22 protein-coding genes are annotated in these 21,113 nt (G+C 49.6%); 12 read left to right on the top strand and 10 right to left on the bottom strand.

Features of this window, described 5'->3' with window-relative positions; genetic code table 11:
- Window positions 1-365 precede the first annotated feature (365 nt).
- Together ACO0LH_RS12635 and ACO0LH_RS12630 are read left to right on the top strand one after the other, a co-directional pair.
- Window positions 366-947: a peptidylprolyl isomerase gene (locus ACO0LH_RS12635; protein WP_422941605.1), complete on the top strand. Its 582-nt coding sequence runs from the start codon at window positions 366-368 to the stop codon at window positions 945-947.
- A 91-nt stretch (window positions 948-1,038) separates the two neighbouring features.
- On the top strand, window positions 1,039-1,383 hold the full coding sequence (locus tag ACO0LH_RS12630; protein ID WP_422941441.1) for a ComEA family DNA-binding protein: 345 nt from the start codon (window positions 1,039-1,041) through the stop codon (window positions 1,381-1,383).
- A gap of 138 nt (window positions 1,384-1,521) precedes the next feature.
- On the opposite strand, the gene ACO0LH_RS12625 is transcribed toward ACO0LH_RS12630, so the two are convergent.
- On the bottom strand, window positions 1,522-1,899 hold the full coding sequence (locus tag ACO0LH_RS12625; RefSeq protein ID WP_422941440.1) for a hypothetical protein: 378 nt from the start codon (window positions 1,897-1,899) through the stop codon (window positions 1,522-1,524).
- Here ACO0LH_RS12625 and ACO0LH_RS12620 point away from each other — a divergent pair.
- Genes ACO0LH_RS12620 through ACO0LH_RS12610 form a run of 3 tightly spaced genes read left to right on the top strand, consistent with a single transcriptional unit; the run spans window position 1,879 to window position 4,895 of the window.
- Entirely contained in the window at window positions 1,879-2,790 is a 912-nt protein-coding gene (locus tag ACO0LH_RS12620; protein ID WP_422941439.1) for a porin, read from the top strand. The genes ACO0LH_RS12625 and ACO0LH_RS12620 overlap by 21 nt on opposite strands.
- Before the next feature lie 9 nt (window positions 2,791-2,799).
- A complete protein-coding gene (locus tag ACO0LH_RS12615; protein ID WP_422941438.1) occupies window positions 2,800-3,225 on the top strand; it encodes a hypothetical protein in 426 nt (141 codons plus the stop codon).
- Between the two features lie 11 nt (window positions 3,226-3,236).
- Window positions 3,237-4,895, top strand: coding sequence for a diguanylate cyclase domain-containing protein (locus ACO0LH_RS12610; protein ID WP_422941437.1), 1,659 nt, complete (start codon window positions 3,237-3,239; stop codon window positions 4,893-4,895).
- Here the strand turns inward: ACO0LH_RS12610 and ACO0LH_RS12605 are convergent.
- The gene (locus tag ACO0LH_RS12605) at window positions 4,877-5,959 is read right to left on the bottom strand and encodes a questin oxidase family protein (protein WP_422941436.1); all 1,083 of its coding nucleotides are present in this window, start codon (window positions 5,957-5,959) and stop codon (window positions 4,877-4,879) included. The genes ACO0LH_RS12610 and ACO0LH_RS12605 overlap by 19 nt on opposite strands.
- Window positions 5,960-6,047: 88 nt before the next feature.
- Between ACO0LH_RS12605 and soxR the strand changes: the two genes are divergently transcribed.
- A complete protein-coding gene (gene soxR / locus ACO0LH_RS12600) occupies window positions 6,048-6,518 on the top strand; it encodes a redox-sensitive transcriptional activator SoxR (protein WP_422941435.1) in 471 nt (156 codons plus the stop codon).
- A gap of 53 nt (window positions 6,519-6,571) precedes the next feature.
- On the opposite strand, the gene ACO0LH_RS12595 is transcribed toward soxR, so the two are convergent.
- The 6 genes from ACO0LH_RS12595 to ACO0LH_RS12570 all read right to left on the bottom strand — a co-directional run bounded on the left by ACO0LH_RS12595 (window position 6,572) and on the right by ACO0LH_RS12570 (window position 14,113).
- Window positions 6,572-8,053: a DNA recombination protein RmuC gene (locus ACO0LH_RS12595; protein ID WP_422941434.1), complete on the bottom strand. Its 1,482-nt coding sequence runs from the start codon at window positions 8,051-8,053 to the stop codon at window positions 6,572-6,574.
- A 60-nt stretch (window positions 8,054-8,113) separates the two neighbouring features.
- The gene (locus ACO0LH_RS12590) at window positions 8,114-8,527 is read right to left on the bottom strand and encodes a group II truncated hemoglobin (RefSeq protein ID WP_422941433.1); all 414 of its coding nucleotides are present in this window, start codon (window positions 8,525-8,527) and stop codon (window positions 8,114-8,116) included.
- A 39-nt stretch (window positions 8,528-8,566) separates the two neighbouring features.
- On the bottom strand, window positions 8,567-9,199 hold the full coding sequence (yfcF, locus tag ACO0LH_RS12585; protein ID WP_422941432.1) for a glutathione transferase: 633 nt from the start codon (window positions 9,197-9,199) through the stop codon (window positions 8,567-8,569).
- A 47-nt stretch (window positions 9,200-9,246) separates the two neighbouring features.
- A complete protein-coding gene (locus ACO0LH_RS12580) occupies window positions 9,247-11,745 on the bottom strand; it encodes an ABC transporter permease (protein WP_422941431.1) in 2,499 nt (832 codons plus the stop codon).
- Between the two features lie 118 nt (window positions 11,746-11,863).
- Complete coding sequence (locus ACO0LH_RS12575; protein ID WP_422941430.1) at window positions 11,864-13,105, bottom strand: cystathionine gamma-synthase family protein; 1,242 nt, start codon at window positions 13,103-13,105, stop codon at window positions 11,864-11,866.
- Window positions 13,106-13,213: 108 nt separating this feature from the next.
- Window positions 13,214-14,113, bottom strand: a complete 900-nt coding sequence (locus tag ACO0LH_RS12570; RefSeq protein ID WP_422941429.1) for an alpha/beta fold hydrolase — start codon at window positions 14,111-14,113, stop codon at window positions 13,214-13,216.
- A gap of 141 nt (window positions 14,114-14,254) precedes the next feature.
- Here ACO0LH_RS12570 and ACO0LH_RS12565 point away from each other — a divergent pair, with 141 nt between their 5' ends.
- On the top strand, window positions 14,255-15,976 hold the full coding sequence (locus ACO0LH_RS12565) for an acyl-CoA synthetase (protein ID WP_422941428.1): 1,722 nt from the start codon (window positions 14,255-14,257) through the stop codon (window positions 15,974-15,976).
- 20 nt (window positions 15,977-15,996) lie between these two features.
- Here ACO0LH_RS12565 and ACO0LH_RS12560 read toward each other — a convergent pair whose 3' ends face one another.
- Window positions 15,997-16,659 (bottom strand): flagella assembly protein FlgT middle domain-containing protein, encoded by a 663-nt coding sequence (locus ACO0LH_RS12560; protein ID WP_422941427.1) that lies wholly within the window; start codon window positions 16,657-16,659, stop codon window positions 15,997-15,999.
- Window positions 16,660-16,763: 104 nt separating this feature from the next.
- Between ACO0LH_RS12560 and ACO0LH_RS12555 the strand changes: the two genes are divergently transcribed.
- Complete coding sequence (locus tag ACO0LH_RS12555) at window positions 16,764-17,297, top strand: GNAT family N-acetyltransferase (protein WP_422941426.1); 534 nt, start codon at window positions 16,764-16,766, stop codon at window positions 17,295-17,297.
- Window positions 17,298-17,464: 167 nt separating this feature from the next.
- Window positions 17,465-18,100 (top strand): GIN domain-containing protein, encoded by a 636-nt coding sequence (locus ACO0LH_RS12550; protein WP_422941425.1) that lies wholly within the window; start codon window positions 17,465-17,467, stop codon window positions 18,098-18,100.
- Here ACO0LH_RS12550 and ACO0LH_RS12545 read toward each other — a convergent pair.
- Entirely contained in the window at window positions 18,097-18,897 is an 801-nt protein-coding gene (locus ACO0LH_RS12545) for a ferritin-like domain-containing protein (protein WP_422941424.1), read from the bottom strand. The genes ACO0LH_RS12550 and ACO0LH_RS12545 overlap by 4 nt on opposite strands.
- 114 nt (window positions 18,898-19,011) lie before the next feature.
- On the opposite strand from ACO0LH_RS12545, the gene ACO0LH_RS12540 reads away from it, so the two are divergent.
- The 3 genes from ACO0LH_RS12540 to ACO0LH_RS12530 all read left to right on the top strand — a co-directional run bounded on the left by ACO0LH_RS12540 (window position 19,012) and on the right by ACO0LH_RS12530 (window position 21,096).
- Window positions 19,012-19,536 (top strand): gamma carbonic anhydrase family protein, encoded by a 525-nt coding sequence (locus ACO0LH_RS12540; RefSeq protein WP_422941423.1) that lies wholly within the window; start codon window positions 19,012-19,014, stop codon window positions 19,534-19,536.
- 14 nt (window positions 19,537-19,550) lie between these two features.
- On the top strand, window positions 19,551-20,477 hold the full coding sequence (hslO, locus tag ACO0LH_RS12535; protein ID WP_422941422.1) for an Hsp33 family molecular chaperone HslO: 927 nt from the start codon (window positions 19,551-19,553) through the stop codon (window positions 20,475-20,477).
- Between the two features lie 202 nt (window positions 20,478-20,679).
- Window positions 20,680-21,096, top strand: a complete 417-nt coding sequence (locus ACO0LH_RS12530; protein ID WP_422941421.1) for a DoxX family protein — start codon at window positions 20,680-20,682, stop codon at window positions 21,094-21,096.
- Window positions 21,097-21,113 lie beyond the last annotated feature (17 nt).

Here is a 21,113-nt window from a genome sequence, read left to right as displayed (position 1 = left end):
CTACGTCACAAAAAGTAACAAGCACTGACATTCTGATGACAGGCAGCATAAGCAAAGTACAATAATCAATTTTTACACTTCTGGAGAATAGTTTGAAAGCTTCAACATGGCTAATGGGTGCCGCCTGTGCATCCCTCGTTTTGCTCAGTGGTTGTGGCGGTGGTGGTGCTTCCTCAAGCAGTACGGCAACACCGATATCCATCACTAAAGTCACGACTGACCAGTTGGTGTATCGTAAAGTGACCAATATCACTATTACCGGCCAAAATCTGGATAAAGGTTTCAATGCCAGTTTCCCTGGCTGCCTGACAATCACCGAAGTCGCCGGCAGCAGCACAACGACGCAAAAGATCTTGTCATGCAAAATGGTTGGCGTAGGCACATCAAATTATTTGATTTCCGGCGCTGATGGCACCGCACTTTTTGCCGGCTCACTGACCGTGCCTCTCGCCGCACAGCCACAAGTGACCATGGTAACCAGCCAGGGCACCATTGTGCTTGAATTGAATCCGGCCAAAGCGCCAATCACGGTAGACAATTTCCTGCAATACGTGGAAAGTGGTTTTTACGTCAACAAGATTTTCCATCGCGTCATCAGTAATTTCGTCGTCCAGGGTGGTGGCTTTACAACTGATTTGCAACAACCAGCAACATTGGCCGCCATTAAACTGGAAACGCCAAATGGTTTGAGCAATTTACGTGGCACCGTTGCCATGGCACGCACGTCCGATGCCAATTCTGCGACATCACAGTTCTTCCTGAATGTGGTCGACAATACCTCACTCGATGGCCTGACAAGCGGTACAGGCTACGCTGTATTTGGCAAGGTTGTCACAGGCCTCGATATCATGGATAAAATCAAAGCAGTACCAACTACAACAGTGAATGGCATGACAGATGTCCCAGTCACACCCATATTGATTAATTCGATGATACAAACACAATAACATGCTATGCTGCATAATGCAGCGCTCATGATATTTGTATTAAAACAGGAGCCGTTTGTGCTCCTGTTTTACTTTTACGGACGGGGTAAAAATGAAAAAACTATGGCAATCGATGTTGCTGGCAACAACACTGTGCATCCTGGCGCAAGGCGCTGCATATGCAAAAGACGACGCGAAAAAAGCCTCTGCCTCAAGCACTGCCAGTGCAAGTGCGTCTGCCTCTGCCAAAACAGAGCTGATGGATTTGAACAGCGCAACGAAAAAAGAACTGGCAACTTTACCTAAAATCGGTGATGTCAGATCAGATGCCATCATCAAAGGCCGCCCTTACAAAGGCAAGGACGAACTGCTTTCCAAAAAGATTTTGACTGAAGATGTTTATAACGGTATTAAAGACCTTGTAATCGCCAAACAAAAACCTGCGGAAAAGAAATAAAATACTAGTTGCCCGTCATTTGTGAACTTGTCAATCAGATATGCTTGAACAAGTCGCGTACAAATGCCGGGCATGCAAACGTGTCTTTGATAGTGTTGTACTTTGCCATGGCAGTGAGGTTTTATGTCAAGCAGGTTTTCACGCATCATTCTCTTCTTCGCCATGCTGGCAAACGCAACGCTTGTTTGCGCAGCTGACGATGCCGTAGTCAACACAGAAAATATCATAGCGAGCAAGAACAAGCCCTTTTCCATCAGCGGCTTTGGCACTCTCGCGGTTACTCACAGCAATACCAGAGATGTCGACATCATTCGCGACCTTAGCCAAAACGAGGGGGTTGGCTATACGCGGCAAACCGACTTTGGACTCGATTCCAATTTTGGTGTTCAGATCAATAAAACCTTTGGTGATAATTTTGACTCTGCGCTGCAAGTCATCAGCCGGCGCTCGCCCGATGGTTTTCGGCCAGAAGTGGTCTGGGCTTATGGACGTTATATGCCTGACGATGAAATTCAATTGCGGGCTGGCCGCCTGGGTTTTGATGTGTATCTGTTGGCAGATTCGCGCAATGTCGGCTATTCCTATCAATGGGTGCGCCCTCCTATTGAATTTTTTGGTAGCCTGATCATCTCCTATTTCGACGGTGCGGACATGGTGATATCCAAACCACTCGGCGAGGGAAATTTAAGGGCGAAATTTTTTGCAGGCATTGCCCGCGAAAAAACGGCCACTGGCGATCCAGGCAATTTTCTCTCCCTGAACGGTTCGTACCTGACTGGGGGGCACATTGAGTATCAAACACAAAACTGGATGTATCGCGTCGGCTATACGGAATTAAAATTCAAAAATGGCTATCCTCCCTTAAAGCCATTATTGAATAATCTCCGCTCACCAGACTTGAATGCATTTCTTCCTGTGGCTGCAGTCCTGGCCGACGGTCTGGAAATAGAAAACAAAAAATTTCGCTACTTTTCTGCTGGTATAGCGTATGACCAGGGGCCCTTGCAAGCACAGTTAATGGTCAATCGCCTTAGTTCGGGCTCTTTGCTTTTTCCTGCAAACCGGGCAGCCTACCTGACCGTGGGATACCGGATAAATCAATGGACCCCCTACGTCACCTATTCCGCATCCCGCCCGTCCGGCAATAAAACTCCCGCTGGCTTATCCAGCGGTATCAGCCCGGCTGTGGATATTCTTGCAGCTGGCTATAACGATGCAACGATGAGTCAATTCAGTAACCAGGATACGCTTTCCATAGGTGTACGCTACGACCTGACTGAAAAATCAAATCTGAAATTTCAAGTAGATCAGATAAACACCAAACAATATTTATTGATAAGGAATAACCAAGCCAACTGGAACGGCAAAGCAAGACTGGTGACCCTCGCCTTTAATTATATTTTCTAGGTGAAGAAATTGAAAACACTTGGCATTTTTCTGTTTGGCACACTATTGCAGATTAGTAGTTATGCTATGGCAGATCTGGTAGTGATTGCCAATCCGCAAAGTGGTATAGAAAAATTGAGTAAAAACGATGTGATCAATCTTTACATGGGCAGAAATCGCAAACTCGCATCCGGCGTGAACGCCCTGCCAGTTGACTTGCCAGCACAAAATGCAGAAAAAGCGATTTTTTACGCTATGCTGGTGAATAAAAATCTTCCAGAGATTAATTCTTACTGGGCAAGGCTGATGTTTTCCGGCCAGGGTACGCCCCCCATGCAGGCAGAAACCGCAGATGAAGTATTGGACATTGTCAGCAGCAATAAAGGGGCCATTGGCTACATCGAAAGAAAAAAACTCGATAAGCGCGTAAAACTGATCTTCGATCCAACACAATAAATGAAATTTGCATGTTAGGACTGCTACGCACCAGTATCGTCTATCGCAGCGCATTTATTGTGCTGGGTATAGCGCTGTTGGTAGGCAGTTTTTTTGCCCTGTTCAGCTACCATTTTTCAGCACAGTCAGAACAGGAACAAGCCAGCCAGAGAATGCAAGCCTCACTGAGCACGGTAGAAAATACCGCCAGTATCGCCTGTTTTTTATTGGATCAGAATCTGGCAGCAGAACTCGCCCGCGGGTTATTGAAAAATGGCGACATCAGCCGCGTCCTGATTTTTTCTGAAGACAAGATCCTGGCAGAAGCCAGCAAGCAAACTCCGCAAGAGTCAGGTTTGCCTCTGCTGCCTGGTATTAAAACCAGCGGCCAACTGGAGCATGAAGTATTTTCTCCATTCAACCCCAAAGAAAAAGTATGTGATATCCGTCTGGAACCCAATCTGGATTTCATTCGGGAACAGAGTTCATCCAAAGCAAGGCTGATCGTTTACCTGCTGCTTTTGCAAGCGCTGGTCATGGCATGTGCGGTGGTGTATGTGGTGTTGACCATGATTACCAGGCCTATCAAGAACATATCTGACCGATTGCATAAATTGGCACCAGAATCAGGTGAAAAACTGGGACTACCAGACGGCAACGAAAAGGATGAAATTGGCCAACTCGTTCGTGACGTCAATACCCTGGTTGCCAATTTAATTTCTACCTTGCACGAAGAAAGATCATTGCGCATCAAACATGCCATCGGAGAGAAAAAATTCCAGACGATATTTGAAAATGCTGAAACAGGTATTTTTCAACTGAATTTTTCTGCTGAATTACTCTCTTATAACCAGGCTTTTCTGCGCATGCTCAATCTGGATACGTCCTATCAAAATAATAATTTCTCCAATGGCCTGACTTCACTATTGGAAGGGCAGGAATTACGTTTGCATCTGATGATAGATACGGCCATCAGTGAAGCACGGGTGATGTCCGATGATTTTTATATCCAGGTTGGCAACTCAACACAGAAAAAATGGATCAACCTGGTAATCAGCCCGGCCGAAGACGGCATTTTGCAAGGCATTGCGAACGACATCACAGAGCGCAAACTCAAAGAAGAAAATGCCAATCAACTGGCTGTCACCGATCATTTGACGGGTCTTCATAATCGTCTCGGTTTCGAAAAAGAAATTGCACGACTGGCAAAAGAACACGCCAATGGCCATGCATATGGCTTCTACTTATTGATGATTGACCTGGATAAATTCAAGCAGGTTAACGACACCTACGGCCACACCATCGGTGACCAGGTATTGTGTCATTTCGCTGCCCTGGTGACAAACACCGTCAGAAAATCAGACTTCGTTGCAAGGCTGGGTGGTGACGAATTCATCATCTTGCTCAAAGATTTACGGCAACAGGAAAAAGCTGAAGCTATTGCGCAAAAGATCATCTACCAGGCTAGTCGTGTTTTTTCCATTTCTGAAGGCGTTTCAGTGCACATAGGTGCCAGCATAGGTATCAGCTATACCGGCCCCGAGGAATTCATTGCCAGTGATCTTATCAAACAGGCGGATGCTGCCATGTACGATGTAAAACGCAGTGGTCGCAATGCTTATCGTGTTGTCCATCTCGAAGCCCTCAATAAGCAAGATAAGCTCGATATAAATCAAACTGATTTTTCGTGAAATTTCTCTTTGAAACTTTCATCAGAGGTTTTCACCGGAAGCTTCAGTTTCTGCATTGCCGCAGCGGGATACAGCAAATTTGCACTCAATGCATGTTCCTGAGAACAGGTATAGGTAAATTTGATCACATGATCATCGTTGCTACGAATGGCGAGATCAAACAATTCATTCCAGGGCTTGGGCTGAAAACCTGCATCATTGAGATTTTTCAAATATTTATATGCCAAACTCACCGGTGGCGCACCAACTGATGCGTAGGCCACACACAAGGCAATCCAAAAATCTTGTACAACGATGGCTGCTTGCTGGCTATTTAAATACGGTAGTATCAGTCTCGCAGCATTAGTGCCGGTCACCATATGCAGCACCGTAAAATCCCCGGTTTGCCAATAAGCGGCAATTGCCCACACGGCCAGTTCGCTCAAGATATCTGCGTTTTCAGGAACAGCTGGCAATGCCTGGACAAATTGTGTATCCGCGATGACTGCGCGCATTTTTTCGGTAATCATTTGCCCTGCAAATTTTTTACCTGACATGGCCATAGATAATTGCTGAAAACCCTCAGCTACAGATGTTGCTGGCGAACGATCATGGGTCTTCAAATTAATTTTAAAATTTGCCACTACCAGCGCCGCCAGGCCCGCAGCAATTTCGCCGGCGTGAGAGAACTGCAAGCCATAAGCCAATCGTATCCATGCATGAAATGCATTGGTGGCCGGCGCCAATGGGATAAGGGCAAGTACTTCCCGTACTACCTGGTCACTACCAGCCTGTTCAATTTTTTGCCTGAAACAGGTTTGCAAGTCACCAAAGTCAGCCGGCCTTCCAAGATGATCCTGAAAATTTTGATAATCAATGCATTGCGCCGATGCAGGCATAGGATAAGAATAATGATCACGCCAATGTTCAAAAAAATCTTGCAAGCGTTTTTCACTTGCACCCATCGCCGCCAGGGCACTTAAAGCCATGGGGCAATGATTGGTCGTGCCCCGGCCAGATAGTGCAAAATTCTGGTTTTCATCAAGTAGTTTGATCAGTGCAGGATACGTGGAGAAATTTTTCATAAAGACTCACTTTAATTTTGCATTTATCCAGTATGCAAGTTAAAGTAAACTTTAAGTCAAGCGCTTTTTTGAGAATGAGGACAAGAACATGCAAGCACATTCTGAACTGATCAGCATAGGTGAATTGGTAAAGCGCTCTGGCATTGCGGCCAGTGCCTTGCGTTTTTATGAAGCACGGGGCCTGATACAAAGTGTACGCAGCCAGGCGCAGCGTCGCCATTTCCACCGTGAAGTACTACGCCGGGTTGCCTTTATCAAGGCAGCACAAACTGCCGGCCTGACGCTGGAAGAAATAGAAATGACCCTGGCTACACTGCCTGAACAGAGAACACCCACCAAGCAGGATTGGGAAAAATTGTCACGCTCTTGGCAAAGCCTGGTGCAACAACGCATAGACGATTTAATTGCGCTACGCGACCAGTTGACTTCGTGTATCGGCTGTGGCTGTCTGTCGCTGAAGGCTTGTGCCTTGTACAACCCAACAGATATCGCCCAAAACAAGGGTGCTGGCCCCCGCTACCTGCTGGGAGACAAGCCGGTAACCGATATCAGTAAATGAATGATGCACTCCATTCTTACTGGCACCCTTACTGTTGCATGCGTTTTGACAGCCTAGGTTTCAGAATCTGCATCGCCAGATTCATGAACACCAGCAGTACCCAGCAAATCTTGGGCAGCATCCGTGCTCAGCGCTTCCACACTTTTTAATTTTCGCGTCATCTGACGGGTTCTTACTTCTGCCTGGTCAATATTTTTTGCTGCTTTTTCAAGCGCAATCTTGGTTGCAGTCAGGATATCGGCAAATTTGCCAAACTCTGTTTTTACTGCGCCAAGCACCTGCCAGACTTCAGATGAACGTTTTTCAAGCACCAGGCTGCGGAAACCCATTTGCAAGCTGTTTAACAGCGCTGACAGGGTCGAGGGGCCGGAAATCGATACGCGGCAGCTACGCTGCAAATCATCCGCTAGACCGGGCCTGCGCATGACCTCAGCATACAGGCCCTCAGTCGGTAAAAACAAAATCGCAAAATCAGTGGTCAAGGGTGGCGACAGGTATTTTTCAGCGATGGTTTTTGCTTCCAGCCGTATTGCCCTTTCCAGCTCCTTGCCTGCCTGTGCCACCCCGTCTGCATCGGCACGCTCGGCGGCATCCAGCAAGCGCTCATATTGCTCTTTCGGGAACTTTGCATCGATCGGCAACCAGACGGGTGCCTTGTGTTCTTCCTTGCCGGGCAATTTGATGGCGAACTCTACCCTTTCACCGCTACCAGGTACGGTTTCCACATTCTTGGCGTATTGGTCCGGTGTCAGCATTTGCTCGAGCACCATTTCCAATTGCACCTCACCCCAGGTACCACGGGTTTTTACATTGGTCAAAACCCGTTTCAGGTCACCGACGCCGATCGCCAGTTGCTGCATTTCACCCAGGCCCTGATGTACCTTGTCAAGGCGGTCTGACACCAGTTTGAATGACTCGCCCAATCGCTGTTCCAGCGTGGCATGCAACTTCTCATCGACTGTTTTGCGCATTTCTTCCAGTTTGCCGGCATTGTCGGCTTGCAGTTGCTGAATTTTCTGTTCCAGGGTGGCGCGTATTTCATTCATGCGCTGCGCATTGGATTCTGTCAGGTTGAGCAAGGTCTGGTTCAGCGTATCGCCAAATCTTTTGAGGCTGCCAGCCTGTTCTTCGCGGGCGACCTGGCCCTGCAAAATAAAAGCCTGGCGGATTTGTTCCAGTTGCAAGGCGTTGGTATCATTAAGTTTCACCAATTGCTGGGAAAAAACATCGATCTGGTTATTTTGCAAGGTGGCGACACTGGTCAGCTGCGCAGCCAGATTTTGCTGCAAATGCGTGAAATTGCCGCCCAATTCCTGCCTGCTGGTCTGCGCTGTCAATTGCACTTGTTCACGCAAAGAGCGCTCACTGCGCTCTTGCGCGAGCTGTGCCTGCTGCTGGCCAAGCCGCAACTGATCCTGGAGATTTTTGAAGTCTGCTGCATCACTTCCACCTTTGCCGCCACGCAGATAGCTCAACATATTCAATATGACAAGCAGGACAAGGGCGGCAAGAATAAGAATTTCTATCATGCTCATAAAACGTTTTCTTTAAGGGAAAAGCCAGTATCAAAACTGGCACACCAGGATTAAGCTCGCTTAACCAGGACGATTGCGCATCCAGTCAGCGGTCTGATAGAAAGACTGCATCAGGTGTTGCTGCAATTCTTCGCTGACACCGACATCCTGCATCGCCCATGCCATGCAGCGCAACCATTGATCACGCTCATTGCTGGCAATCGCAAATGGCAGGTGGCGGGCGCGCAGACGCGGGTGACCAAATTGCTCTATGTATAAATTCGGGCCGCCCATCCATCCTGACAAAAACCAGAACAGTTTATCGCGCGAGCCATCCATCGCAACTGGATGCAAGGCCCGAATGCCGGCAAATTCGGGTTCGAGTTCCATCAAATCATAAAAACGGTCTACCAGTTCGCGCAGTTTATCGGCACCACCAATCAATTCATATAAATTGGATTGCGTTCCTTCGTTGTCTTCTATTTCTATACTCATGAGAATTGCTAATGATGGCTTGTAATGACTTGTGATGACTTATAAAGCGGGTCTTTGCTGATTCACCCACAATTGCACACTGGGTCTTTGCCACTGATGACGGGCAAATTGGGCCAGGCGTTCGGGTACGGCGTCGCCATGCATGACCAGGCGATTCAGCATGAGTGCCAGGTCAAGATCGGCGACAGTCCATTCACCAAACAGGTTTTCTGCATCTTGCGGCAATAAAGATTCTGCCAACTGGAATAAGTGCCCGGCAGCGGTCTTTGCATCAGCACTCAAAGGAGCCAATTTTTGACCATAGAAAATCACCTGGGTATTGCGTTCCACCCGTATTGGCATCAGGGCACTACGTATCCATGCCTGAACTTGCCTGGCCCTGGCTTTCTGTTGTATGTCTTTCGGAAACACAGGTCTGGCGGGAAACGCTTCTTCCAGATATTCAACAATGGCAGAGGACTCAGACAGACAAAAACCGTCATGTACCAGCGTGGGAACGCGGTGTGTGAGAGATTTTGCAACATAGTCACCAGCATGCTGGGCATTGGCAGACAAATCGACCGTCGTCACATCAAAAGCCAGCCCTTTCTCATGCAAGGCAACAAACACTGACATCGCATACGGACTGGTAAATTGTGCGTCGACATATAAATTGATTGCTGACTTATCCAAAATAACACCTTTAAAATTTAAAAAGATAGACCAGTGAAGTACTCCACTCAGCCTTCACGCAAGCTCAATAAAGGCGGCTGGTTCAATACATTACGCAAACCCAGCCAGCCACCTATCATGGCGCAACTGGCACCGACGAAAAGGCCTGCCAGCCAGACGACTGGCGAAAAAGTCCATTCAAAATTAAAGCTGAAACGTGCGAGCGCCCAGCCGATGGCAGATGCACCTGAGGCAGCCAGCACACCGGCCAGCCCGCCGATGAGCAAAAACTCTATCCATTGTGCCTGCGATAACTGCTTGCGTGTAGCGCCAAGTGCGCGCAACAACGCAGCTTCGCGCATACGCACATCCTGCGAGCCAGCCAGTGCCGCATACAAGACCAGCACGCCCGACGCCAGCGTAAAGAGGAACAGGAACTCAACGGCCGTAATCACCTGATCGAGCACATCCTGCAACTGCTTGATCATGGCACCGACATCGACCACCGTCAGGTTGGGGAAATCTTTCATCAGATGATTGACGAAGTTTTTATCAGATTCAGGCAAACGGAAAGCCGTAATCCAGGTTTGCGGCATGTCGGTCATCGCTTTGGGGTTGATGATGACAAAGAAATTCACCCGCATTGAACCCCAGTCCAGCTTGCGCAAGCTGGTCACTGCTGCGGTGACTTTTTGCCCACCAATATCAAAGGTGAGTTTGTCCCCCAGTTTCAGTTTCAGGGTCTTGGCTATGCCCTCTTCTACCGACGCTTCGGCCTGCGTCGCCTTGCTGTCGTCATACCAGTTGCCTGCAGTGATTTTATTCAAGGCCGGAAGTTCATCCATCGTCGACAGATTAAATTCTCTTTCCACCATGCGTTTTGCCTGATCTTCTGCATAGCTGTCGCTGCCGATCGCTTTGTCATTCACCTGTATCAGGCGACCACGTATCATGGGATACAGCAGGGGTTTTCCAAGGCCGTCAAGCCTCGAAGCAATCTCTGCCTTTTGATCCGGCTGGATATTGATGACAAACTGGTTCGGTGCATCGGCTGGCGTAGCTTTTTTCCATGCGGTGATCAAATCACCGCGCACCACGGTCAGCAAAAGCAAGGCCATCAAGCCCAGTGCCAGTGACACCACTTGTATGACGGTGGCACCCGGGCGCCTTTGTAAGGCAGTAATGGCAAAACGCCAAGCAGAATGATTGAACAAGCCACGCAAACGCTTCAATGAAGACATTCCCAGCCAGGCGACCAGCGCAAACACCAGCAAACCAATCAAAAACCCTGCGGCTGTCATCAGGCCCAGCTTCAGGTCGGCGGTTTGCCACATCAATAAGCCCACAAACATGCCCAGGCCCAGAACATAGCTGACCAGCGTCATGGCCTTGGGGGCATCCTGCTCACGTCGTATCACCCGGTTATGCGGCACATTACTCAATTGCAGTATCGGTGGCAGGGCAAAGCCCACCAGTAAAAGCAGGCCGGTGGCAATACCCTGGGCGGCAGGTAACCAATTGGCTGGCGGCAGGTCTTTGGCAACCAGTTTCCCCAGCCATTCAAGCAAGACATAATGGCCGGCGTAACCAAGCGCAACGCCCGCTGCGCTGCCCAATAAACCCAGCATCAGGAACTCGATCAGGTACATGAACGTTACCTGGTTTTGCGTCAGACCGAGGCAGCGCAACATCGCGCACGCATCCAGGTGACGCAACATGAAACGACGCGCAGCCATGGCAATGGCTACCGCAGCCAGCATGGCAGACAATAAACTGACCAGCGACAGAAACTGGTCGGCCCGGTCAAGTGTTGCACGCATTTCTGGTCGGCCAGACTCCAGTGATTCCAGTCTTAAGCCTTTGAGTTTTTCAGTGTCTATCTTGGCTTGCAATTCTTTTTGATACTTCGCAATGGCCTTGCCCTCGCCCGCTATCAGGAGACGATAAGTAACGCGTGAACCGTTCTGTATCAATTTGGTAGCGGGAATATCTGCCAGAGATATCATGGCGCGAGGTGCAAAATTCATAAAACCCGCACCGCGGTCAGGCTCTGCCGCGATGGTTTGTGCAACCACAAACTGCAACTCGCCCAATTTTATTTTATCGCCCACATGCAGATTCAGTGCTGATAATAACGCCGGGTCTACCCAGGCAGTGCCAGCCTGGGGAACGGCTGTCGTGACGACTTCTGCGTCCCCCTGATTCAATTTCAGATTGCCACGCAAGGGATACGCAGAACTGACTGCCTTTAGAGAAACCAGGCGCGACACTGCATCATCCCCCTCACCCGCCAGCGCCATGCTGGGGAAAGACAAGGTTTCTGCGGTCTGGAAACCACGCTTTTCTGCTTCCAGTTTCCATTCAGGATTGACAGGTTGATCAGCCCCGATCAGTAAATCCGCCCCCAGCAGTTGATGTGCATCACGGTTCAGGCCACTGCGCATCCTGTCGGTAAAGAAACCGACTGATGCCAGTGAAGCAACGGCGATCATCAGTGCGATCAGTAAAAATCGCAATTCGCCTGCGCGCCAGTCACGCATCGTCATGCTGAAAGAAAGTCGGAACATATGAGCCTTGTATTCCTTGTATTAAAGGGTGGCAAACAAAAACGACAGCAGGCGTAAGCGCGAAAAAACCGGTCTGCCTGGTATTCAGACAGATGATTTAGTGTGAATTCAATACTGATTACTGGACCAAGGCATTGCCAAAATCTGCCAGCAAATCCTGGGTATCTTCAATCCCTACTGATACCCGTATCAGTGAATCTGCGATGCCCATTTCAGCACGGCGTTCAGCACCCATTTCAAAGAAAATCGTGTGCGCAACCGGTATCACCAGCGTACGTGTATCGCCCAGGTGGGTGGCATTGATCGCCAGCTTCAGACGATTGAGGTAATCAAAGCAATCTATTTCTGGCTTCAGTTCGAAACTGAATAAAGCACCATAGGCACGGAATAATTCGCTTGCCAGTCCATGTTGCGGGTGAGACGGCAAACCCGGGTAATGTACAGCAGTCACTCTGGGATCTGCTTCCAGCATTTCTGCCAGGGCCAGGGCATTGACGCACTCTCTTTCCGTACGCAAGGCAATGGTCTCTGCCCCGATGGCAATCTGATGCGCCGCATCGGGTGACAAGGATGCGCCAAAATCACGCAAGGCTTTGGCGCGTACCTGCGCCATCCCGTGCATCTGCGCTGCCTGTTTGCGGAAGTTGCCAGCAATATTTGGATAAACAGACCAGTCAAACAAACCAGTATCAGTCAATGCACCTCCAAGCACATTACCGTGACCGGCGATGGACTTGGTCAGGGAATTGATCACCAAACCAGCCCCTACTGTTTTGGGCTGGAACAGATATGGGGAAGTCATGGTGTTATCAACCACAAACAGGATGCCCCGTGCGCGACATAATTCACCTATGCGCTTTAAATCAGCAATTTGCGTACGTGGATTGGCAATGGTTTCAACAAACACCATACGCGTTGAAGACGTAATTGCATTGGCAACGTTATCGGCATTGGTCGCATCGACCATGCTGACATCCACCCCTTGCATGCCTATGGTCTGCCAAAGACTGTTGGTATTTCCAAACAGGAAAGAGGAAGACACCAGATGATCACCCTGACGTAACAATGCCTGAAAAACAGCGCCAATCGCCGCCATGCCTGTCGCAAACGCGATGGTGGCAAAGCCATCTTCCATTTTGGTGATTTTTTCTTCCAGTGCCGACACTGTAGGATTACCCTGGCGACCGTAACGGTAACCTGATTGCTTATTCTGAAATACAGCAGCCAGGTCACGCGCATCCTTGTAGCCATACATGACAGAAGTATGAACAGGCTTATGCACAGAACCATGTTCAATTTCTTTCTGACGGTCGCTATGCAGGATGGTAGTGGTAAAGCCGTATGATGGGATTGTGCTCATGATGCTGAAATAAGGATGAAAAAGTAAAAAGCAAGTCTTGGGAGTGTAACCCAGAACTTGCTTTTTCACTTCCATACCGCATTACAACGTGATGCAGCAGCAATTTGATCAAGCCAGAAAAGCTTCTATCAGTGCAGCCAGTTTTTCTGGCTGGTCGTGATGCATCATGTGCCCGGCATCGTGAATCATTTCTTTTTGTAGCTGCGGGATATGGTCCAGACGCCGGTCAATCTCTATGCGGGCTTCTTCTTTTGGCCCCATCCACAGCCAGACATTGGTGTCGTCAGCTTCCATCCACAACACTGGTGCAGTAATTTTTTGCCAACATGCCATCACCTCTTCAACACGATACAACAGGGGACTGGTTTGCTTGTGTGCCGGGTCGCCCAGGATTTCCCAACAGCCGGCACTGGTTTCCTTTGCCCAGTGCCCGGAAAGGAAGGCCGCCCTTTCATCCGGTAAACGGGGATTGGTTTTTTGCAAACGCGCCGCTACTTCGGCCTGGCTGGCATAGGTGCGCAAGCCTGACTGGCTTTGCAATTCATCCAGCCATTTCCGGTACCGTCCTGGCGCCTGCTTGGGATGGGTCAACGGCATGCCAAAGCCTTCGAGATTAATCAGGCGGCGTATTCTTTCGGGACGAATACCTGCGTATAAGCCAGCGACGTTCGCGCCCATGCTATGTCCCAGCATATTGATGGGTTCTTCTGGCGAGAAATGCAGCATCAGTGCATCTAGGTCGCCCAGATAATCGGGGAACCAATAGGTATCTGCCTTTGGCGATTCGGTCAGGCCAAAACCGCGCCAGTCGGGAGCAATGACATGCCATTCATTCTTCAGGCAATCCACCACGAATTGAAACGAAGCAGAAACATCCATCCAGCCGTGCAGCATGATAATTTTCGGCGCGCCTTCCCGTCCCCAGTGACGCACATGGTATTGCAAACCCCGTATATTGAGAAAGGAAGACCGTGAAGATGAAGGTGAAGTAGCAGATGCAGGTGTCATGGCAGTTTAATTTTTTTCATCAAGAAAGGCAGACAAACGGCTATCTTCAGCGCCGATATCAAGTAGCATGATAGCAATGCCACATCAGACTTAGCTGAAACAACAATAGAACGACCGTTCGATTATTATAACGGAGACAGGATGAAGCAGTTGAACAAAACCGAAAATAGCTTGAAATCCACATACCACCACGATCGCGCACCTCAAGATCGCCAAGATCACTATCAACAGCTTTATCATGACTTTCGCTGGCAAGTTCCAGTCAATTTCAATATTGCCGAGGTTTGCTGCCATCGGTGGGCGAAAGACCCTGACCGGCTTGCGGTTCTGTATGAAGACAGTGAAGGTAACACTGGCAGCCTGAGTTACGCCGCACTCCATGAGCAAGCCAATCAGTTATCCAATCTCTTGCGCCAGGAAGGTGTACAGCGTGGTGACGTGGTTGCCTGTATTTTGCCACAACGGCCCGAAACAGCAGTCACCCTGATCGCCTGCCTGCAACTGGGTGCCATCGTTATGCCCCTGTCTTTCCTGTTTGGACCAGAAGCGCTGGAGTTTCGTCTGCAACACAGCCAGGCCGTCGCCCTGGTGCTCGATAGCTCAGGCATCAAGGCATTTGAGGAAGTGCGCAGCAAATGCCCGGATTTGAAAACCGTGATTACCCTGACCTGTAAAAACAAAAAAGACGCGCCACCGACCATAGACTGGGGAACCCATTTGCCTACCATGCCAGGGCACTTTGAAGCTGCGCATACACGCTCCAGTGACCCGGCGATCCTGATTTATACCAGTGGCACGACGGGCGCACCAAAGGGTGCCCTGCTGCCCCATTCCGCCATCATCGGTAATCTAACCGGCTTTGTCGCGTCACAGAACTGGTTCCCGAAAAAGAAAGATGTCTTCTGGTCCCCGGCCGACTGGGCCTGGACAGGTGGGTTGATGGATGCACTCTTGCCTACCCTGTATTTCGGCAAACCCATCGTTGGTTATCAGGGACGTTTTACCGCAGAAACTGCTTATTATCTGCTGGAAAAATATCAGGTGACCAATACCTTCCTGTTTCCTACCGCCTTGAAAATGATGATGAAGGCCGAGCCTGCACCGCGCGAAAAATACCGGCTCGCACTACGTGCCATCATGAGTGCCGGCGAAGCTGTCGGCGATGCTGTTTTCAATTGGTGTGAAAAGGCTTTGGGCATCAGCCCGAATGAAATGTTTGGTCAGACCGAAATGAATTACATCGTCGGCAATAGCCATCAGCAGTGGCCAGCCAAACCAGGCAGCATGGGCCGCCCCTATCCCGGCCACAACGTTGCCATCATTGATGACAACGGCAAAGAAACAGCAACCGGAGAGATTGGTGAAGTAGCAATGAACCGCTATGACTTATATGGTCATCTTGACCCGGTATTTTTTCTGGGTTACTGGAAAAACGACGAGGCCACCCGCAACAAATTCACGGGCGACTGGTGTCGTACCGGCGATCTCGCGCTACGCGATGCCGATGGCTACCTGTGGTACCAAGGTCGCGCTGACGATATGTTCAAGGCTGCGGGCTACAGGATAGGCCCTTCAGAAATCGAAAATTGTCTGGTTAAACACCCGGCGGTTGCCAATGTCGCGGTCGTCCCCAAACCCGACAAGGAAAGAGGCAATGTTGTCAAAGCGTATGTGGTACTGAGCCAGGGGTTTCAGGAAACAGCCGCACTGATTGCTGAATTACAAAATCATGTGCGCGGCAAACTGGCACCGTATGAGTATCCGAAAGAGATAGAATTTATCGATGCACTGCCGATGACCACCACCGGCAAAGTGCAGCGCCGCATATTACGTTTGCGCGAAGAAGAAAAAGCCAGGCGGTAATTGCCAATGTGCCAATGCTGTCAGCGCTGCGCAATGATCGTGGCGCTGACCAGCTCGGCAACCTGATCAAGCACTTCGTTGATGGCTTTGCCATACGCTGTTGCGACAAACGCCGCGCCACCAAAAACATGCTCGCGGCCAATCGCCACATCACCGGTCACGACTTTGGAAAAATCCTGGGCCGCAATCAATTGTCCGGTACGTGCATCATAGATGCGGATATCCACTTCAATGGCGCGCGTTTTTTTCTGGGTCAGGCCAAACAGATTCGTGTCTGTTTTTGTACCTGCATTGCGAATTTCACCCGCAACAATGAACTGACTGCCATAGGCAACACCAACCTGACTCAGCAAGCTCGCTGTTGGCGCATCTTGCTGCCAGTCTACCGATAAAAGATTAGGCGAGGTACGTACCTGCAACTGGCGATTTTTTAACAGTCTGCGTGCGACTTCCCTGGGAAATCCCTGGGCAATATCGTCAATATCGAGCACCTGAACTGGCTGATTGACGGCAAATCCTGTCAGAACCAGAGCACGAGGCTGGGCAGACATTACAGTTGCTGAAACAGGCGGCAAACCAGGATCGGCCATTTGTGCATGGGAGTGCGCAGTAAAGAAAGCGCCGACTAACAAAAGCACGACCCGGTTCACCATAGGGGCAAGGAAGGAATTGATGAAAACCATATGCATTCCAAATAGCGATGTTAATGTTGGTTACGACTATAACAGCAACAACTTTAAGCATCTATTACAATCATCAACTTTAATCACAGCTTATATTCTGCCTTATGACTTCAGCTTTGAAAATTACGCTGGCAAAATCTGACGATGCAGCAGCAGTACTGGCTTTTGAGTTAGAAAACCGCGCCCATTTTGAACAATGGATAGCCAGTCGTGGCGACGAATTTTACTCGCTCGCAGAAGTGCGTGTCAGCCTTGAGCAGGCACAGTTCTCTGTTCACGCCAAACGCGAATACCATTATCTGGCCTGGGTAGACCATGAAATAGTCGGACGCATTACCTTGCGCGGCATAGAAAGAGAATATTTCCACAAAGCATTACTGGGTTACCGTTTCAGCCAGCGTCACGGTGGTCGTGGCTTTGGCACGGAAGCTGTCAAAGCCGTCGTGGCATTGGGATTTAGTGAATTACAACTGAATCGCATAGAAGCCACTGTTATCCTGGATAACCTGCCTTCACAGGCCATCATGCGCAAATGTGGTTTCAGGCAATTCGGTCATTCGCATTCATCGGTACTGCGTAATGGCATGTGGATGGATATGCTTCACTTTGAGCGTCTGGCGCAGGACTCAACAATTTGATTTGACGGCTCAGGCCCCGGTTTTTGCAGTTCATCGCAAAGGCAATGCTGACACGGGTGATTCAGGCAATACTGCACCATCACCTGCTCATTCAGATATTGCCGCCTTACCCTGCCATGATGGCTGCAATGATGAATGCAGAAGGAAACTCACTTTTGGAGAAAACCATGCGCCATTTTCTATCAATTTCTGCCTTGCTCATTCCCATCCTTGGCTTCTGCTCTTCAGCCCACGCGGAAGAACAAAACCGCAGTCTGACCAGTTTCAAATCCATCAAAAGCCGTAGCGCCTTCAACCTGCTGGTAGCAGTAGGGAAAACCCAGTCTGTGCTGGTCAAGGGCAACGACAGGTTCATCGCCAATGTCGTTACCGAAGTCATCGGCGATGAACTGGTGATCAGCTACAAAGAAAAAAATTCCATTAAAGTGACTGATAGCGCCCAAGTCATTGTCACCGTGCCGGAACTGATCAAATTCAAGATGGAAGGTGCAGGCAAGACTACAGTGAACAATATCACTGGTCCGTCTTTTGCACTGTTGTATGAAGGCGCAGGCTTGCTGACCGTCAATGGCAAAGTCAAATCATTTACACTAAAAGCCCAGGGTGTAGGCCTGGTGGAAACCAGGAACCTGATCGCCGATCAGGTCGATGCCAGTGTGGAAGGTGTAGGCGCCGTGACAGTAAATGCCCTTGAAAGCCTGAATGCATCGGTACAAGGCATAGGAACGCTGACTTATTACGGTCATCCGCGCAATGTCAATAAGTCCGTAGAGGGTATAGGCAGTGTACGCGCCGGTGATTAAGACGCCATTTCCTGCAAGGCGCGCAATTCATCATCGTCAAAACCAGCGGCTTTTCTGGCTGGCAGATTGAAGGGGCCGCGCAGGGTCGGTGCATTATATTGACGGGCCATTTCAGCATAAGTCACGATAATATCCAGCCCCCGCTGCGCGCACAGTTCCTTGTACCAGAAATTGCCTATCGCGACATGGCCAACTTCATCATGCAAAATGATGGCCAGAATATCTGCTGCTGCCTGATCACCGGCCTGCACCAGTTTAGCCATGACTGCTGGCGTCGCATCAAGGCCTCGCGCTTCCAGAGTGCGCGGCACCAGCGCCAGTCGCGCAAGTAAATCAATGCTGGTTTTATTGGCCATCTCCCACATACTGTTGTGGGCAGTGAAATCACCATATTGATAACCCAACACCCGTAAATGCCCTTCCAGTAAAAGAAAGTGATAGGCCTCCTCCCTGGCGACTTTCAGCCAGTCAAGATAAAACTGCCTGGGCATGCCGGCAAAACGCCAGATGATGTCAACAGCCAGATTGACCGCATTGAGTTCTATATGGGCCAGTGCATGGATCAGGGCAGCCCTGCCCTCCACTGTCGTCATCGCCCTGCGCCCCACCTTGCCAGGTGGTACCAGTTCTGGCCTTGAAGGCCTACCAGGTATGCCTGCGGGCTCATCAAAAACACGCTCCAGATCTATCAGCGTATCTGACAGGGAGTTAACGGCAGCACACTTCACAGCAAAATCAGTTTCGAGCAAGGCTGCCAAGGCCGCTGCTCTTAATTCGTTGGCAAGTTTATCCATCATAAAATATCGAAGTCCGGCAATCAGTGGTCTGGCAGTTTACAATACGGGATTATGCAAATGTCTTGCGCACCACACAGGGCTTGCATCAACTTTGCGCTATTTTACGGAAAAATCATGCCCATCTACCAACTTGGTGATATTGCGCCAGAAATTGAGGCCTCAGCCTACATCGCTGACAGCGCCAATATCATAGGCAAAGTCAAAATAGGTGCCAAAGCCAGCATCTGGTTTGAGGTTACCATCCGTGGTGACAACGAGCTGATTTCCATTGCCGAAAACAGCAATGTGCAGGAAGCCTGCATCCTGCATACCGACCCTGGTTATCCGCTGACTGTAGGTAAGAACGTCACGATAGGTCATCAGGCCATGCTGCATGGCTGCACCATTGGCGATGGTTCGCTGGTAGGCATACAGGCTGTGGTATTGAATGGCGCAAAAATTGGCAAGAACTCTTTGGTTGGTGCCGGTGCACTGGTGACTGAAGGCAAAGAGTTCCCGGATAATTCACTGATCATAGGTTCACCCGCCAAAGTCGTGCGAACCCTCACCGAAGAAGATATTGCAGGTTTGCGCCGCAACGCTGAAACATATGTACAGCGCGGACAGGCATTTAAAACGCAATTGAAACGTATTTCCTGAATCTGGCTATAAAAATGACTGATACCTTACAAAAATTTATGTTCGAACATGCCGGCGTACGCGGCGAAATGGTCGAACTTGTCGACACCTGGCAACAAACACTGGCACGCAAGCAATATCCGCTGGCGGTGCAAACCATACTGGGCGAACTGATGGCGGCGTCTGCCCTGTTATCTGCCAATCTCAAATTCAATGGCACCATGATCATGCAGATTCACGGCGATGGCCCGGTGAAGTTGCTGGTGGTGGAATGCGATTCCGAATTAAAAATGCGCGCCACTGCCAAGCTCAGCGATCACGCGGTCATTACTGATGATGCCGGCTTATGCGATTTGATTCATGCTCACGGCCAGGGACGTTTTGTCATTACCCTGGACCCGAATGATAAATTACCGGGCCAGCAAGCCTACCAGGGCATAGTCCCACTTGATGGCGACAGTATCGCCACGGTCATCGAAAACTATATGTTGCGCTCTGAACAGCTTGACACCAAGCTGTGGCTGGCCGCAGACAATACAGTCGCACGGGGCATGCTATTGCAAAAATTGCCCAAGACTGGCGGGACTGAATCCAGTGTTGAAGACGAAGACGATGCCTGGAACCATGCAGTCTTGCTGGGCGATACCATCAAACGCGAAGAATTGCTCAGCACCGATATAGAAACCCTCATGCACAGACTGTTCTGGGAACAGACCCTGCGCGTATTCGACCCCTTGCACCCACAATTCCAGTGTAACTGTACGCGCGAAAAAGTCGGTGATATGTTGAGAATGCTGGGTGAAGAAGAAGTACAGTCTGCCATCACGGACCTGGGCAAACTTGATATCAATTGTGATTTTTGTGGCAAGCACTACGCCTTCGATAAAGTGGATTGCGCGCAGCTCTTTGTCGCCAGCACACTGACTGAAGGCATAGTCCCGCCGGCTGAAATCAAACACTAGTCGGGCAGCTTGGGTTTTGTCGTCTGGCGGTTACGTACCGCCAGATGCATCGTTCGTTCCCAAAAATTAATCAGCTTCAGCAATATAAGCTTGGTTTATTTGCACTAAATTCATCACTCTCCAGCGCATTTTTATCACACAGTTTCATTTTTATCATCCAGATCATGACATTGTGCAAAGTCATTTATTCTGGAGACTTACAATGATAAAACAATGGTATCAATCCAGCGCTACCGCTCCCGCTGGCGGCCTCGACATCGTCAGGGTTGGCGTTGCCCTGATTATCCTGATGCACCCCTTACATGGCTATTCCCATATACAGAACATCCCCCTGTTCGGAGAATATTTAAGTTCGCTCGGTTATCCGTTTGGCCTTGCCTTGGCGTGGGCAGTCCTGATACTGCAAACCCTCAGCAGTGTCGCGTTGATTGCCAATCGTTTTGTCGTGCCTGCGTGCCTGACGCATATGGTCATTATCTGTTTTGGCATCATTCATGTACATGCCCAATACGGCTGGTATGTAGTAGGCCCGGGATCAGGTGGCATGGAATGGGGATTTATCCTGATGTCCAGCCTGGCTGGCGTGCTGTGGGCTTACTGGCCACGTCAACAGAGATAATCGCTGCCCGGACATAC

This window comes from Undibacterium sp. TJN19 (assembly GCF_049339485.1).
Classification (GTDB): domain Bacteria; phylum Pseudomonadota; class Gammaproteobacteria; order Burkholderiales; family Burkholderiaceae_D; genus Undibacterium.
This window is presented reverse-complemented; position numbering and strand designations above follow the sequence as displayed.